Below are 13679 nucleotides of genomic sequence, written 5' to 3' on the forward strand. Positions count from 1 at the left end.
CCGCCTCGTGCGGATCCTCCGAACGGCCCCGCTTCGCTCCGGCGACGCGGGGCCTTTCCGCGTCCCGGGACGTCGAGGGGCCGTTCCGCGCCCCGAGATTCTGGACGGCGCGACAGCCACGCGGCAGGCTGTCGCTCGACGGCGCCCGGTCCGGGCAGCCGCGAGCCCCCGGAGGTCCCCATGTCCTTCTACCTGATCACCTTCCCGTCCCGCGCCATGCGGATCCCCGCCGAGGAGTTCCAGGACGTCGTGGACGCCTCCCATGCGGTCGTGGAGGAGGCGAAGGCCGCCGGGGTGTACCGCTTCGGCGGTGGGATCGACGAGAGCGTGGCGCCCGTGCTGATCGGGGCCGACGGCTCGCGGCAGGACGGGGCGCATCCGCTGCGGGCCCCGCTCGACGGCGGCTACACGGTCCTGGACCTCGCCAGTCGGGCGGAGGCGGAGCAGTGGGCCGCGCGCATCGCCGCCGCGTGCCGGTGCCCGCAGGAGCTCTACGTGTTCGGCGACGACCCGACCAGCTGAGATCGCGGCAGCGGGGGAGCAGGCGGACCCGCGCACGTCCGGAGGACAGGATTTAAAGGCTGTAGTAATGAGTACGTCCGGTCGAGTGTGTTCTGCAATGGCACTGCCCATCGGCGCCGGGCGGAGACGTGCTGGCCTCGGCAGAGCGGCCCACGATGAGCACGATCGGCAGCAGCCCGACGGACGAGCGCTGGGAGGTCCGCCTCATCGACGGGACGAGGTGGGACGACTTCGCCGAGCTCGTGGAGCGCAACGGCGGCGTCCTCGGCGGCTGCTGGTGCAAGGGGCATCACGCCACGGCGGAGGGCATCTCGCATCATCAGGTCCCCGGGATCGACAAGAGGGCCACCAAGGAGGAGCTCGTCCGTTCGGGACGGGCGCACGCCGCCCTCGTGTACGACACGCACGGGGTCGGCCAGGGATGGGCCAAGTACGGAAGGCACGAGGAGCTGCCGCTGCTCGCGCAGAACCGTCTGGCGTACGAGAAGGAGCCCGGGACGCTGCCTGACTGGCGCATCCCCTGCCTCTCCACCGACACGCGTCATCGCCGTGTGGGGATCGCGAGAGTGGGTCTCGCGGGGGCGCTCGCCCTCATCGCCGCCGACGGCGGGGGAGTCGTCGAGTCGACGCCGGAGATCGTCGGGGGCCGCGTCGCCCTCGGGCGCTTTCTGTTCCACCAGGCGTCGGTGGAGCTGTTCGAGGAGCACGGCTTCGCGCGGATCCGCCGGCTCGGGACGTGGGCCTGGCTGGTGCGCCGCACCGTGGCGGCCGCGCCGCAGGAGTAGCGACGCCCGCGATCACGCCGCCTCCGCGGCGCATCACCGCCGGACACGAAGGAGCCCGGGAGAGTGGCTCTCCCGGGCTCCTGCGATCAGCGGCGGCGGATGCTCAGTGCATCGCCTTCTCCGCAGGGATGCGGTAGTCGCCGTCCGTGACCTCGTCGATCACGTGCTTCTCGTGGTGCGCATGCTCCATGGCCTCCCGCAGCTCGGCGGGGGAGACGGGGGCGATGCGGTCCTTGAAGAAGAACGACGTGGCCTTGGCGCGCAGCGCCGAGACGCCGTTGCCGGCCTTGAGCGGACGGAAGTCGTCGTGCTGCACGAGGACCCAGCGCTCGAACTCGTCGAGCGGCTCGTGGATCTCGAGCATGTCGCCGGTCTTCGTCCGGACCACGCGTGAGGTCTCCTCGCCATGGAGGACGAGATTGCGCTTCTGACGCTGGATCGAGAGGCACAGGCGCTTCGTGATCCAGAACAGCAGCACCGGGGCGACGAAGATCGAGATCCGGAACAGCCACGTCAGGTCGTTGATCGACAGGTGCATCTTGAGCGCGATGAGGTCGTTCGTCGCGGCCATGGCGAGGATCAGGTAGACGCTGATCCAGGCGACGCCCAGACCCGTGCGGACCGGTGTGTTGTACGGAAGATCGAGCACGTGGTGCTCACGGTCGTCACCCGTCACCCACGCCTCGATGAAGGGGTAGAGCGCGAGGAAGGCGAGCAGACCGCCGTACACCACCATGGGCAGCAGGATGTTCAGGGACACCGTGTAGCCGAAGATCGTGAACTCCCAACCCGGGATCAGGCGGAGGCCGCCGTCGGTCCAGAGCATGTACCAGTCCGGCTGGGATCCCGCGGAGACCGGGGAGGGGTCATAGGGCCCGTACACCCAGATCGCGTTGATCGCCGTCGTGGCGGAGACGAGGGTGATGATGCCGAAGACGAGGAAGAAGAAGCCGCCTGCCTTCGCCGTGTACACCGGGAACAGCGGGAAGCCCACGACGTTGCGGTCGGTGCGGCCCGGGCCCGGGTAGTGCGCGTGCTTGTGGGCCACCAGCATGACGAGGTGGATCGCGATGAGCCCCAGGATCATGGCCGGCACCAGCAGGATGTGCATGGTGAAGAAGCGCGGGATGATGTGGGTGCCCGGGAACTCGCCGCCGAACAGCAGCATCGAGATGTAGGTGCCCACGATCGGGATCGCCTTCATCAGGCCATCCACCACGCGCAGGCCGTTGCCGGAGAGCACGTCGTCGGGGAGCGAGTAGCCGGTGAAGCCGGCGACCATGCCGAGGACCATGAGGGAGAAGCCCACGAGCCAGTTGAGCTCGCGCGGCTTGCGGAAGGCGCCGGTGAAGAACACGCGGAACATGTGCACGAAGATCGCGACCATGAACACGAGCGCGGCCCAGTGGTGCATCTGCCGGAACAGCAGGCCGCCCTTGACCTCGAAGGAGATGTAGAGGGTCGACTCGTAGGCGCGGGACATGTGCATGCCCTGCAGCGCCTCGTACGGCCCGTCGTACTCGACCTCGGTCATCGAGGGGTCGAAGAACATGGTCAGGAACGTGCCCGAGATCAGCAGGATGACGAAGCTGTACAGCGCCACCTCGCCGAACATGAAGGACCAGTGGTCGGGGAAGATCTTCCGCGCGAAGAACTTCACCAGGCCGCCGCCGCCGACGCGCTCGTCGAGCCAGTCGCCGCCCACGGCGCCGAGCTTCATCACGCGTCCGGGCTTCTCGCCGGCGCTCTGCGTCCGGGAATCAGAAGTCGTGGTCGTCACGTGATCACTTGTCCTTGTGGATGTCCCAGAAGCTGGGACCGATCGGCTCGGGGAAGTCTCCGGTGGCCACGAGGTAGCCCTCGGCGTCGACCTCGATCGGGAGCTGGGGGAGCGGGCGGTGCGCCGGGCCGAAGATGACCTTCGCGCCGTCCGTGACGTCGAACGTGGACTGGTGGCACGGGCAGAGCATGTGGTGCGTCTGCTGCTCGTAAAGGGCCACCGGGCAGCCCACGTGGGTGCAGATCTTCGAGAACACGAGGATGCCCTCGTGGCCGTTGGCGAGGCTCTCCTCGTTCTTGCCGAGGGCGGGGTCGATGCGGACGATCACCGCTGCGGCCTTCGCGCGCTCCTCGAGGAAGTGCTCGGTCTCCTCGGTGAGGTCCTCCGGCATGACGTGGAAGATCGAGTTCATGGCGACGTCGGCGGCGCGGATCGGCGTGCCGTCGTGGTCGCGGGCCAGGCGCATGCCGGCCTTCCAGAAGGTGTGGTGCAGCTTGTTGCCCGGGAGCGGGCCCAGCGTCGAGAGCGGGGCGAGCACGGCGATCGGCAGCGCGGCGAGCGCGGCGACCATCGTCGTGACGATGAGCGGGCGACGGCCGATGCCGGACTCCTGGAGACCCTCGGTGATGATCGCCGCGGCGGCCTGACGGGTCTCGTCGGTGCCGCGCAGCGCGTGGCGCTCCTCGACCATCTCCTCGTCGGGCATGAGGGTCTTGGCCCAGTGCACCGCAGCGGCGCCGATGAAGAACACCGCGATCGCGAGGCCGAGGCCCGTGATGAGGTTCGACCACCACACTGCGCGGGTGGAGCCCTCCTCCGCGAAGATGTTCGTCCCGGTCGGTGTGACGAGGAAGTACGCCGCGATGAACACCGCGGTGCCGAGGACGGAGAGGAGGAAGAGGCCCGCGACCACGCGCTCGGCGCGGCGCTCCGCGCGCTTGTCGGAGTCGGCCTGGCGGTGGACGTGGGGGGCGAGGCCCGGATTCGGGAACCCGCCGCCCTCCTTCGGGGCGATGGCGCTGACCCCGCGGGTGGGGGAGCTGCCGTCGAGATTGTCGTTCATGTGCTCGTTCACTTGGCCTTCGCCCCCAGCCACGTGGCCGTGCCGAGGAGAAGGGCGAGGATGATGGTCCAGGCGTAGAGGCCCTCGGTGACGGGACCGAGCGAGCCCAGGGAGAGGCCGCCGGGGGAGCCGGTCTCCTCGAGGGAGTGGAGGTACGTGACGACGTCACGCTTGTCCTCGGCGGAGAGGTTCGTGTCGTTGAAGACCGGCATGTTCTGCGGGCCGGTCTCCATGGCCTCGTAGATGTGCTTCGCCTCGACGCCCTCGAGGGTCGGCGCGAACTTGCCGCGGGTCAGCGCGCCGCCGGCGCCGGCCGCGTTGTGGCACATGGCGCAGTTGATCCGGAAGATCTCCCCGCCCTTGGTCGCGTCGCCCTGGTCGGTGTCGAGGTACTCGTCCTCCGGCACCGACGGGCCGGGGCCGAGCGAGGCGACGTAGGCCGCGAGCTGACGGGTCTGCTCGTCGTCCATCTGCGCGGGCTTGCGCATGGCCTGGGCGCCGGAATTCTCCATGGGCATGCGGCCGGTGCCGACCTGGAAGTCGACGGCGGCGGCGCCGACGCCGATCAGCGACGGGCCGAGTGTGTTGCCGTCCGAGTCGGTGAGGCCCTCGGCGTTGGTGCCGTGGCAGGTCGCGCAGTTCGCGAGGAACAGCGACTTGCCGGCGTCCACGTCCTCCTGCGTGTAGGCCTCGGCCTGGGCGGTGCGCGGCTGGAAGGCGGCGTACAGCCCGCCGGTCGCGACGAGCGCGAGCAGCAGGATCACGAGTAGCGCCATCGGGTGATGGCGACGTGCGGCGAGTGCCTTCACGGTTCGAACCTCGATTCGTGGAGGGGACGAGCGGGGGAGGGATGGGCGAATCCGGTGGGACGGGCGACCGCGGGGCGGCCGACCGCACCGCGGATCAGAAGATGGTCCAGTCGAAGCTGACCGGGACGACGTGATCCGGGCTGATGGCGGTCATCATCGGATCGAGCATGTAGACGATGAAGAACAGACCGATCCACACGACGTCCACGAAGTGCCAGTAGTAGGAGAGGCAGATGACGGAGATCTGCTCGTGCTGCGTGAACTTCTTCGCGGACCACAGGCGCACCATCACGAGCAGGAACGTGACGAGACCGCCGAGGACGTGCAGCCCGTGGAAGCCGGTGGCGAGGTAGAAGATCGAGCCGAAGGGGGAGGACGAGAGCGTGACGCCCTTGTGGATCAGCTCCGTGTACTCGAAGGCCTGGCCGGAGATGAAGAAGGCGCCCATGAGGAAGGTGAGGACGAACCACTCGATCGCACCCCAGCCGGCGATGTTGAAGATCGATCCGGTGCGGCGCTTGCGCGGCGGGAAGACCTTCTTGCCGAGGCGACCCTCTGCCATGAACACACCCATCTGGCAGGTCACCGAGCTGAGCACCAGGATCGTGGTGTTCAGCAGGGCGAAGCCGTGGGTGAAGTGGGCCTGGCCGTCCGCGAACGTGTCCGGCACCGAGGATCGCAGCGTGAAGAACATCGCGAACAGGGCGCCGAAGAACATCAGCTCGCTCGAGAGCCAGACGATCGTGCCGATCTGCGTCGGGTTGGGGCGGCCGACGGCTGCTGTGGCAGCGGCGGCAGGGCGCTCAGACAGGGTCGCAGTAGTCACGTCACCATTATGTCGTGCGGTCAGATTCGGTGGATGCGGCTCACGACTCCCGCGCCCACTGCAGGGCACCGCCCTGACGGACCCCGCCAGCATATCCCTCCTGACGGCCTGTCACGAACCGGGACACGCCCCCGACGTCCCAGGTGGGTGGCCACTGCAGGTCCGGGGCCCACCGCACGCGGGCGGCGGCGCCTCCCGCGGGCCGCGGTCGTGACGAGCATCCCACCGGTTCGTCGCCCGGCACCGGGGATCCGAGGCGTGGGAGCTGTCGCCCCCGGGCCCCGCCCGGTGGGAGGATCGGGCCATGAGCGCTGTTCCCGCCGTCCCCTTCACCTGGTCCCGGATCATCGGCCGTCTCGTGCGCGGCGAGGAGCTGGACGGCGCCGAGGCCGGCTGGGCCATGGACGAGGTCTTCTCCGGCGGCGCCACCCCCGTGCAGCTCGCCGGCTTCCTCGTCGCCCTGCAGTCCAAGGGGGTCACGAGCACGGAGCTCGAGGCGCTCGCGGACGCGATGATCGCCCACGCGCGGCCCGTCTCGCTGCCGGAGCGAGCGATCGACATCGTCGGCACCGGCGGCGATCTCGCCCACACCGTCAACATCTCGACGATGGCCTCGGTCGTCATCGCGGCGAGCGGTCGCACGGTCGTCAAGCACGGCAACCGCGCCTCGACGTCGAAGTCGGGCTCCGCGGACGTCCTGGAGGCCCTCGGCGTGCGCCTGGACCTCCCGGTGCCCCAGGTGGAGGCGCTCGTCGAGGAGATCGGCATGACCTTCCTCTTCGCGCAGGTCTTCCATCCCTCGATGCGCTTCGCGGCGGAGGCTCGCAAGGGCCTCGGCATCCCGACCGTCATGAACATCCTGGGGCCGATCACCAACCCCGGACGACCCCGGGCGAGCGCCGTCGGCGTGGCGGATCCCCTCATCGCCCCGACCGTCGCCGGCGTCTTCGCGGCACGGGGGACCTCGGCGCTCGTCTTCCGCGGTCAGGACGGGCTCGATGAGCTGACGGTCACCGCCCCGTCGGACGTCTGGGAGGTGCGCGGGGGAGAGGTGCGCGAGCACGTGCTCGACCCCGTCGCGCTGCTCGACGTTCCCCGCGCGGGGCACGACGCGCTCCGCGGCGGCACCGCCGAGGAGAACGCCCAGGTGGCGCGCGACGTCTTCGACGGGGTCCGGAGCGGGAGGCTCGAAGCCGTGCGTCACGCGGTGCTGCTCAACGCGGCGGCCGGGATCCAGGCCCATGACGGGATCGATCTCCCGGCGGAGGGAGGCTTCGAGGAGCGCTTCACCGCCGCCTTCGCCGAGGCCGAGGCGACCCTCGAGGCGGGCGGGGCCTCCGACCTCGTCGATCGGTGGGCCCGCGCCTCCCAGCGGGCGCAGGCCGAGGGCTGATCCTCCGGGGCGACCGGAGGGGGGATCCGCTCCGGTCAGCCGTCGAGGCCGAGGTCGAAGGCCGCGTCGAGATCCTGCTTGGAGTAGGTGCGGAAGGCGATGTTGGTCGAGGTGTCGACGATGCCCTCGACCTTCCCCAGCCGGTCCGCGATGACGTCGGCGAGGTCCTCGTGGGCCCGGACGCGGACCACCGCGATGAGGTCCACGTCCCCGGTCACCGAGTAGACCTGCTCGACCCCGTCGATGTCGACGACGGCCTGGGCCACCTCCGGGATGCGCTGGGGCTGCACGACGATCGAGACGATGGCGGTGATCATGGGGCTCCTCCTGGGACGACGGGCCGCTCCCGGCCCCGGGGCGCGGGAGGACGGCATGCAGTGCCGACCCTATGCCCCGGCGGCGTCCGCGTCCGGGTCCTCGTCCGCGTCCGTTCCGGTGTCGGTGCTCTCGTCATGATCGGGAGCGGTCCTCGCGAACCGCTCCGCGAGGGCCTCGGCGTCGAAGCGGGCGCGCGCCGGCTGCTCCCACGTGCCCTCGACGAGCACTGTGCGCACGCCCTCGCCCTCGAGCCACCCCAGGAGGATCTCCGCCTCCTGATGGTGGCCCTGGCACATGGGTGCCGGGACGGGGAGATCGGGGTCGCGGCGCGCCGCGAGCTCCTGCGCGGCGGCGACCGGGTCCGTGGACCACGGGACGAGCGCGGTGGCCGCGAAGGCGCCGTGCCGCACCGCCAGCAGCTCCCACCCGCGGCCGCCGATCACCGGGTCCGAGCTCGGCCGCGCCGCCACGAGGAGGTCGACCGCTCCGATCGCGCGGAGCCGGGATGCCCTCCGCGCGGCGGCGAGATAGGTGAGGGTCGTGCGGCGAAGCCTCTCCGCCTCCTCGTAGCGGCCCGCCGCGACGTGCGCCCGCAGTCGGCCGGCGACGTGGTCGAGGACCTCGGAGGGGTCCTCGAGCAGCGCGCGGCGGATCCGCGCGCGATGACCGCCCTTGAGGGGCGTCCCGGACGCCCCGTGCTGCTCGAGCGCGCGGCCGCGCCCCATGACCGCATCGGTGAGCAGGGCCTTGAGGGGCTCGAGGTCGTGGCGGCTCACGAGCGGTCCGATCTGCGCGGAGCCGTCCTCCTCGGGACGGGCGAGCCGCGCGGCGCGCAGCCCCTCGCGCCCCGGCCCGAGCCGGAGCCAGAGCGCCTTCTCGGGGGTGAGACCCTGGCGGTTCGACGGGGGCTTCTCCGCGGCGATCATCCGCAGCTCCCGGACCGATGCCTCCGTGGGGGTCCGGCACTCGAGGATCCGCACCTGCTCCGCCCGCGGGAGCATGTCGAGCACCTTGCGCCGCGTCTCCGCTGCCGTGAAGTACGTGCGCACGCGGGAGCGGAGGTTGCGGGAGGTGCCGACGTAGAGGGCGTTCCCCGCGATGTCGACGAAGGAGTAGACCCCCGGAACCGCCGGGATCCCCTCGGCGAGGTGCTTCTTGCGCATCTGCGCGGGGCTCGTGCGCCGGTGGGCGGATCCGAGGTCCTCCAGGGTCCCCGCCGCCGGGCCGAGCCGCGCGATGATCGCGTGCAGGACGTCCACGGTCGCGCGGGCGTCGGAGAGCGCGCGGTGATCGGGGGTGACGGAGGCGCCGACGTGCGCCGCGAGGGTGCCCAGCTTGTGATCGCGCACCTCGTCGCGCCGGAAGACCGTCCGGGCGAGCGCGAGGGTGTCCAGGACCGTCGGGCGAGGCCAGGTGAGCTCGAGCCGCGCGGCATGGGCGGTGAGGAAGCCGACGTCGAAGCGGGCGTTGTGGGCCACGAGCGCCGCGTCCCCCACGAAGTCGAGGAACATCGGCAGCACCGTCCCGATCACGGGGGCGTCGCGCACCGTCGCGTCGCTGATCCCCGTCAGCGCCGCCACGTACGCGGGGATCGGCCGCTGCGGGTCCACGAAGCTGCGGAACTCCCCGAGCACCTCCCCTCCGCGCACCTTCACCGCGCCGATCTCGGTGATGCCGTCCGTGCTCGGATCCGTCCCGGTGGTCTCGAGGTCGACGACCACGAGCGTCGCCTCCGCGAGCGGGGTGCCGAGGTCCTCGAAGCTCATCTGTCGGCGGCGGGCGGGCATGGCGGCAGACTACGACGGGGCCCTGACGAGCGGGTGGGGACCACCGGCCGTCAGGGCCCCGTCGGGACCGGGACGCTCAGGCGCGGGGCCGGGAGTAGATGCCCTCGATGACCTCGGAGAAGTCCTTGACGACGATGTTCCGCTTGAGCTTCAGCGAGGGCGTGAGGTAGCCGTTCTCCTCGGTGAAGTCCGTGTCGATGACCTCGAACACGCGGATCGACTCGGCCCGCGAGACGGTCTGGTTCGCGCGGTCCACGGCCGTCTGGAGCTCCGCGTGGATCCGCTCGTCCTTCGCGGCCTCGGCGACGGTCATCTCCGGGAGCCCGTTGTTCCGCAGCCAGGTCGGCAGCATCTCCTCGTCGAGGGTGAGGACGGCGGCGACGAACGGCTTCTGATCGCCCACGACCATGCACTGGCTGATCAGCGGGTGCGAGCGCAGCACGTCCTCGAGCGGCGCGGGGGAGACGTTCTTGCCGCCCGCGGTGACGATGAGCTCCTTGGTGCGCCCGGTGATCGAGAGGGAGCCCTCCTCGTCGAGGGAGCCGAGGTCACCGGTGTGGAACCAGCCGTCCTGGAGCGCCTCGGCCGTCGCCTCGGGGTTGTCGTGGTAGCCCTTGAACACCATGACGCCCTTGACCAGGATCTCGCCGCTGTCGGCGATCGCCACGGCGGAGCCCGGCAGCGGCGGGCCGACGGTGCCCGGCTTCACGTCCCAGGGCATGTTCACCGCGACGGGCGCGGTGGTCTCGGTGAGGCCGTAGCCCTCGAGGATCGTCACGCCGATGCCGCGGAAGAAGTGCGCGAGGCGCTCGCCGAGCGGGGCGCCACCCGAGACGGCCCAGCTCACCTGACCGCCCATCGCGTTGCGCAGCGTCGAGTAGACGAGGCGGTCGAACAGGGCGTGGCGGAGCCGGAGCGTGACGGGCACCGATCCGGCCATCTTCGCGCGGGACCAGGCGATGGCGGTCTCCGCGGCCATGGCGAAGATCTTCCCCTTGCCGCCGGCGACGGCCTTCGCCTCCGCGCCGTTGTAGACCTTCTCGAACACGCGCGGCACGGCGAGCAGGAAGGTCGGGCGGAAGGCCTCGAGGTCCGGCAGCAGGTTCTTGGTGTCCGGGGTGAACGCCGTGGTCGCCGGGTGCGAGACGGCGAGCACCGTGAGCAGGCGCGCGAAGACGTGCGCGAGCGGGAGGAACATGAGCATCCGCGACCCCGGGGGCAGGACGATGTCGCCGAGCAGGGTCACCGCGCTGCGGGTGGTGTCCACGAAGTTGCCGTGCGTGAGCTCCACACCCTTGGGCCGGCCGGTCGTGCCGGAGGTGTAGATGATCGTGGCGACGTCGGAGAGCGACTGGGAGGTGCGACGGGCCTCGAGCTCCTCGTCGGTCACCTTCGCGCCGCGCTCCTTGAGGACGTCGAGGATGCCGTCCTCGAGCACGCCGATCTGCTCGAGCGCGGGGAGCTCGCCGCGCACCGACTCCATGTCCTCGCGGTGGCGGGCCTGCTCGACGATCGCGAAGCGCACCCCGGAGTTCGAGGCGATCCACTGGATCTGGCTGGGGGAGGAGGTCTCGTAGATCGGCACGGGGACGCCGCCGATCCACCAGGTGGCCCAGTCCACGAGGGTCCACTCGTAGGAGGTCCGGGCGAGGATCGCGACCGCGTCGCCGACCTGCATCCCGGAGGCCATCAGGCCCTTCGCCACCGCGCGCACCTCGTCGAGGAACTCCTGGCCGGACATCGGCACGAAGGCCCCGTCGTCGTCCCGACGCTCGAAGACCGGGATCGAGGGGTGGGACGCCACCCTCCCCAGCAGAAGGTCCGTGATGTTCTCGTCCTCGCGGCTGGTGTGCTGGGCGGCCGTGCCGTACTGCTTCATCGAATCTCCTTCGATCCGGGTCGTGCCCCCGCTCCGCGAGCGGCGCGGGCGTCCGGATGCGCTGGTGGGGGTCGAGGCGAGTGTACGGCAGGGCACCGTACGATGTGGGCGGCCAGCCGGCCGGACGACCTGGATGACTTGGACGACGTGGAAGGGGAGCCATGCTCTCGATCGGTGTGGACATCGGCGGCACGAAGATCGCGGCGGGCGTGGTCGACGAGGACGGACGCATCATCGCCTCGACCACCCGACGCACCCCGGCCACCGATGCCGAGCTCATCGAGGCGGGTGTGGCGGACGCCGTCACCGAGCTGCGGGCGCAGCACGAGGTCGTGGGCGTCGGGGTGGGGGCCGCGGGCTTCGTGGACGCCGACCGTCGCGTGGTGCGCTTCGCCGCGAACCTCGCCTGGCGCGACCGGGCGCTCGCGGAGCACCTCGAGACCGCCACCGGCCTGCCCGTTGTCGTCGAGAACGACGCGAACGCGGCCGGCTGGGCGGAGTACCGCTTCGGCGCCGCGCGCGACGCGGCCCACATGCTCATGGTCACGGTCGGCACGGGCCTCGGCGGTGCCGTCGTCCTGGACGGCCGCATGCTGCGGGGCAGCGGCGGATTCGCCGGCGAGATCGCGCACATGACCGCCGTGCCCGACGGCCAGTGGTGCGGCTGCGGCCGCCGCGGCTGCCTCGAGCAGTACACCTCCGGCACCGCCCTCGTGCGGTCGGCGAAGCACCGGGCGGCGATTGGCGACCCGGTCATGGAACCGCTCGTCGCCGCCGCCGGCGGGGACCGGGAGGAGATCACGGGACCGCTCGTCACGCGCCTCGCGCAGCAGGGTGATCCGGGGTCGGTGGATCTCCTCCACGACCTGGGCACGGCGCTCGGCCGGGGCGTCGCCTCGATCGCGGCGCTGCTGGACCCCGGGGCGATCGTCGTGGGCGGCGGCGTCGCCGCGGCCGGCGACCTGCTGCTCGAGCCGGCGCGCGCCGCCTACGAGGCGGACGTCACCGCGCGGATGCACCGTCCGATGCCCACCTGGGCGATCGCCGCGATGGGCAACGAGGCAGGGATCGTCGGAGCGGCGGACCTCGCCCGCTGAGGCGCCGCGGGACGGACGCGCGAGGGGATCAGAGCTCGATCCCCTCGTCGTCCCCCGTCCGGCGGGTGGGCACCTGCAGCAGCAGCGCGATCAGCCCACCCACGGCGATCAGCCCGCCGAGACCGCCGAGCCAGGCCGGCAGGGTCGCGGAGACGGTCGCGACGAGCAGCAGCACGAGCCCGCCGACGAGCGCCGTCCAGGACCACAGCATGGGGGAGGACGCCGGCTCGAGGTCGGGGTCCGGCGGCACGAAGTCGCCGAGCAGGGCGGCCTCCTCCTCGTCCTCGGCCTCCCGGTCCCCGGGAGCGGGGCGCGCGCCCGCCGAGGGGTGAGCGGCGCGGGCACGGGCACGGGACTCCTCGCTCGTCACGGCGGGGGCGTCGTCCGTCCCGCCCTCCCACGGGTCCACGTCCTCGTCACGCCGGGCGGAGTCCTCCGCGGCCGGCTCGCGGGGCGCCTCGCCGGGGCCCACCACGAGCCCCTCGTCGGCGAGCATCCGCGAGAACTCGGCGTCGACGTCCCGGTCCTCCGGGCGCTCCTCCCGCGGCGCGGTCACGTCGGCCGCCCGGGAGCGGGGACGTGCCGGTCCAGGAACGCCGCCGAGCGCGCGAAGAGCAGCTCCGCGTCGTGGTCCAGCGGCGCCAGGTGATAGCTGCGGGGGAGCGGCAGGCGCTCGACGGGGCCGCTCACGCCGGACGCCACGATGTCGCTGTCGCTCGCCGGGACGGTGTGGTCCTGCGGCGAGGTCGCCAGCAGCAGCGGGACCTCGACCGCGCCGAGACCGGACCGGGTGCGGGCGAAGAGCCGGCGGAGCTGGGCGACGGCCCGCGTGGGCGTGCGGTCGTAGGCCTCCTCCACGGCGCCGGGCAGGGCGACGTCCGAGCCGATCGGGGCGACGGAGCGCACGACGGGGGCGATCACCCCTGCGACGCGGGCGACCGGGGGCACGGTCATTCCCGGGTTCACGGCGACGAGCGCCGCGATCCTCCCGCGCAGCTCCGGGTCCTCCCCGAGGGCGAGGGTCAGCGCGCCGCCCATCGACAGCCCGCCGATCGCGATCGGGCCGTGGTCCTCGGAGAGCGCGAGCGCCGCGTCCCGCAGGGCGCCGTACCAGTCCTGCCAGGTGGTGCCCGCGAGGTCCTGCCAGCGCGTGGCGTGGCCGGGCAGCAGCGGCAGCTCGACCTCCCAGCCGCGCTCCGCGTGGTGCTCCGCCCAGGGCCGCAGCGACTGCGGCGATCCCGTGAACCCGTGGCACAGGAGCAGCCCGCCGCGGGGGCTAGAGTGACCCCGCGCACGCCACGGCCGGGACAGTTCGCTGAACGTCATGTGCCCATCGTCGCACCCGCGCCCGCGTGCTTCATCACGGGCCCGTCCCCGACCCCGGGCCGACCGCCCGCGGGAGCACCCCGCCGCCCCAGGA

Annotated in this window: 13 protein-coding genes; 4 read left to right on the forward strand and 9 right to left on the reverse strand. The window is 71.8% G+C overall.

Annotated features, from left to right (window positions below; translation table 11 throughout):
• The first annotated feature begins 180 nt into the window (after window positions 1-180).
• Both ABD080_RS10385 and ABD080_RS10390 read left to right on the forward strand, forming a co-directional pair.
• Window positions 181-522 (forward strand): YciI family protein, encoded by a 342-nt coding sequence (locus tag ABD080_RS10385; RefSeq protein WP_343904756.1) that lies wholly within the window; start codon window positions 181-183, stop codon window positions 520-522.
• Window positions 523-677: 155 nt separating this feature from the next.
• A complete protein-coding gene (locus tag ABD080_RS10390) occupies window positions 678-1307 on the forward strand; it encodes a GNAT family N-acetyltransferase (RefSeq protein ID WP_343904758.1) in 630 nt (209 codons plus the stop codon).
• 103 nt (window positions 1308-1410) lie between these two features.
• Here ABD080_RS10390 and qcrB read toward each other — a convergent pair whose 3' ends face one another.
• The 4 genes from qcrB to ctaE all read right to left on the reverse strand — a co-directional run bounded on the left by qcrB (window position 1411) and on the right by ctaE (window position 5785).
• Window positions 1411-3087 (reverse strand): cytochrome bc1 complex cytochrome b subunit, encoded by a 1677-nt coding sequence (gene qcrB / locus ABD080_RS10395; protein WP_137770946.1) that lies wholly within the window; start codon window positions 3085-3087, stop codon window positions 1411-1413.
• Window positions 3088-3091: 4 nt separating this feature from the next.
• Window positions 3092-4150, reverse strand: coding sequence for a cytochrome bc1 complex Rieske iron-sulfur subunit (qcrA, locus tag ABD080_RS10400; protein ID WP_343904761.1), 1059 nt, complete (start codon window positions 4148-4150; stop codon window positions 3092-3094).
• Window positions 4151-4158: 8 nt separating this feature from the next.
• Window positions 4159-4959 carry a cytochrome bc1 complex diheme cytochrome c subunit gene (gene qcrC, locus ABD080_RS10405; protein WP_137770944.1) on the reverse strand — a complete coding sequence of 267 codons (801 nt, stop codon included), beginning with the start codon at window positions 4957-4959 and terminating at the stop codon, window positions 4159-4161.
• A 94-nt stretch (window positions 4960-5053) separates the two neighbouring features.
• On the reverse strand, window positions 5054-5785 hold the full coding sequence (gene ctaE / locus ABD080_RS10410) for an aa3-type cytochrome oxidase subunit III (RefSeq protein WP_343904763.1): 732 nt from the start codon (window positions 5783-5785) through the stop codon (window positions 5054-5056).
• Between the two features lie 304 nt (window positions 5786-6089).
• Between ctaE and trpD the strand changes: the two genes are divergently transcribed.
• Window positions 6090-7178: an anthranilate phosphoribosyltransferase gene (trpD, locus tag ABD080_RS10415; RefSeq protein WP_137770942.1), complete on the forward strand. Its 1089-nt coding sequence runs from the start codon at window positions 6090-6092 to the stop codon at window positions 7176-7178.
• A 35-nt stretch (window positions 7179-7213) separates the two neighbouring features.
• Here trpD and ABD080_RS10420 read toward each other — a convergent pair whose 3' ends face one another.
• The 3 genes from ABD080_RS10420 to ABD080_RS10430 all read right to left on the reverse strand — a co-directional run bounded on the left by ABD080_RS10420 (window position 7214) and on the right by ABD080_RS10430 (window position 11162).
• Window positions 7214-7495 (reverse strand): Lrp/AsnC family transcriptional regulator, encoded by a 282-nt coding sequence (locus ABD080_RS10420; protein WP_137770941.1) that lies wholly within the window; start codon window positions 7493-7495, stop codon window positions 7214-7216.
• A 69-nt stretch (window positions 7496-7564) separates the two neighbouring features.
• Window positions 7565-9283, reverse strand: coding sequence for a DEDD exonuclease domain-containing protein (locus ABD080_RS10425; protein ID WP_343904767.1), 1719 nt, complete (start codon window positions 9281-9283; stop codon window positions 7565-7567).
• Window positions 9284-9359: 76 nt separating this feature from the next.
• Complete coding sequence (locus ABD080_RS10430; protein WP_343904769.1) at window positions 9360-11162, reverse strand: AMP-dependent synthetase/ligase; 1803 nt, start codon at window positions 11160-11162, stop codon at window positions 9360-9362.
• Window positions 11163-11323: 161 nt separating this feature from the next.
• On the opposite strand from ABD080_RS10430, the gene ABD080_RS10435 reads away from it, so the two are divergent.
• Window positions 11324-12259, forward strand: a complete 936-nt coding sequence (locus tag ABD080_RS10435) for an ROK family glucokinase (RefSeq protein WP_137770938.1) — start codon at window positions 11324-11326, stop codon at window positions 12257-12259.
• Between the two features lie 28 nt (window positions 12260-12287).
• Here ABD080_RS10435 and ABD080_RS10440 read toward each other — a convergent pair whose 3' ends face one another.
• Together ABD080_RS10440 and ABD080_RS10445 are read right to left on the reverse strand one after the other, a co-directional pair.
• Window positions 12288-12815, reverse strand: a complete 528-nt coding sequence (locus ABD080_RS10440) for a hypothetical protein (RefSeq protein WP_137770937.1) — start codon at window positions 12813-12815, stop codon at window positions 12288-12290.
• Entirely contained in the window at window positions 12812-13585 is a 774-nt protein-coding gene (locus ABD080_RS10445; protein ID WP_343904772.1) for an alpha/beta hydrolase, read from the reverse strand. Before ABD080_RS10445 ends, ABD080_RS10440 begins: the two co-directional genes overlap by 4 nt.
• Between the last annotated feature and the right edge of the window lie 94 nt (window positions 13586-13679).

Origin of the sequence: Brachybacterium rhamnosum (assembly GCF_039526185.1) — a bacterium.
In the GTDB taxonomy this organism is placed as follows: domain Bacteria; phylum Actinomycetota; class Actinomycetes; order Actinomycetales; family Dermabacteraceae; genus Brachybacterium; species Brachybacterium rhamnosum.

Bases quoted from the DNA above. Each gene is read 5' to 3' on its own strand.
- ABD080_RS10385 (WP_343904756.1), top strand. From the start codon at position 181: ATGTCCTTCTACCTGATCACCTTCCCGTCCCGCGCCATGCGGATCCCC.
- ABD080_RS10430 (WP_343904769.1), bottom strand. From the start codon at position 11,162: ATGAAGCAGTACGGCACGGCCGCCCAGCACACCAGCCGCGAGGACGAG.
- ABD080_RS10390 (WP_343904758.1), top strand. From the start codon at position 678: ATGAGCACGATCGGCAGCAGCCCGACGGACGAGCGCTGGGAGGTCCGC.
- ABD080_RS10435 (WP_137770938.1), top strand. From the start codon at position 11,324: ATGCTCTCGATCGGTGTGGACATCGGCGGCACGAAGATCGCGGCGGGC.
- ABD080_RS10445 (WP_343904772.1), bottom strand. From the start codon at position 13,585: ATGACGTTCAGCGAACTGTCCCGGCCGTGGCGTGCGCGGGGTCACTCT.
- ABD080_RS10425 (WP_343904767.1), bottom strand. From the start codon at position 9,283: ATGCCCGCCCGCCGCCGACAGATGAGCTTCGAGGACCTCGGCACCCCG.
- qcrA (WP_343904761.1), bottom strand. From the start codon at position 4,150: ATGAACGACAATCTCGACGGCAGCTCCCCCACCCGCGGGGTCAGCGCC.
- ABD080_RS10420 (WP_137770941.1), bottom strand. From the start codon at position 7,495: ATGATCACCGCCATCGTCTCGATCGTCGTGCAGCCCCAGCGCATCCCG.
- trpD (WP_137770942.1), top strand. From the start codon at position 6,090: ATGAGCGCTGTTCCCGCCGTCCCCTTCACCTGGTCCCGGATCATCGGC.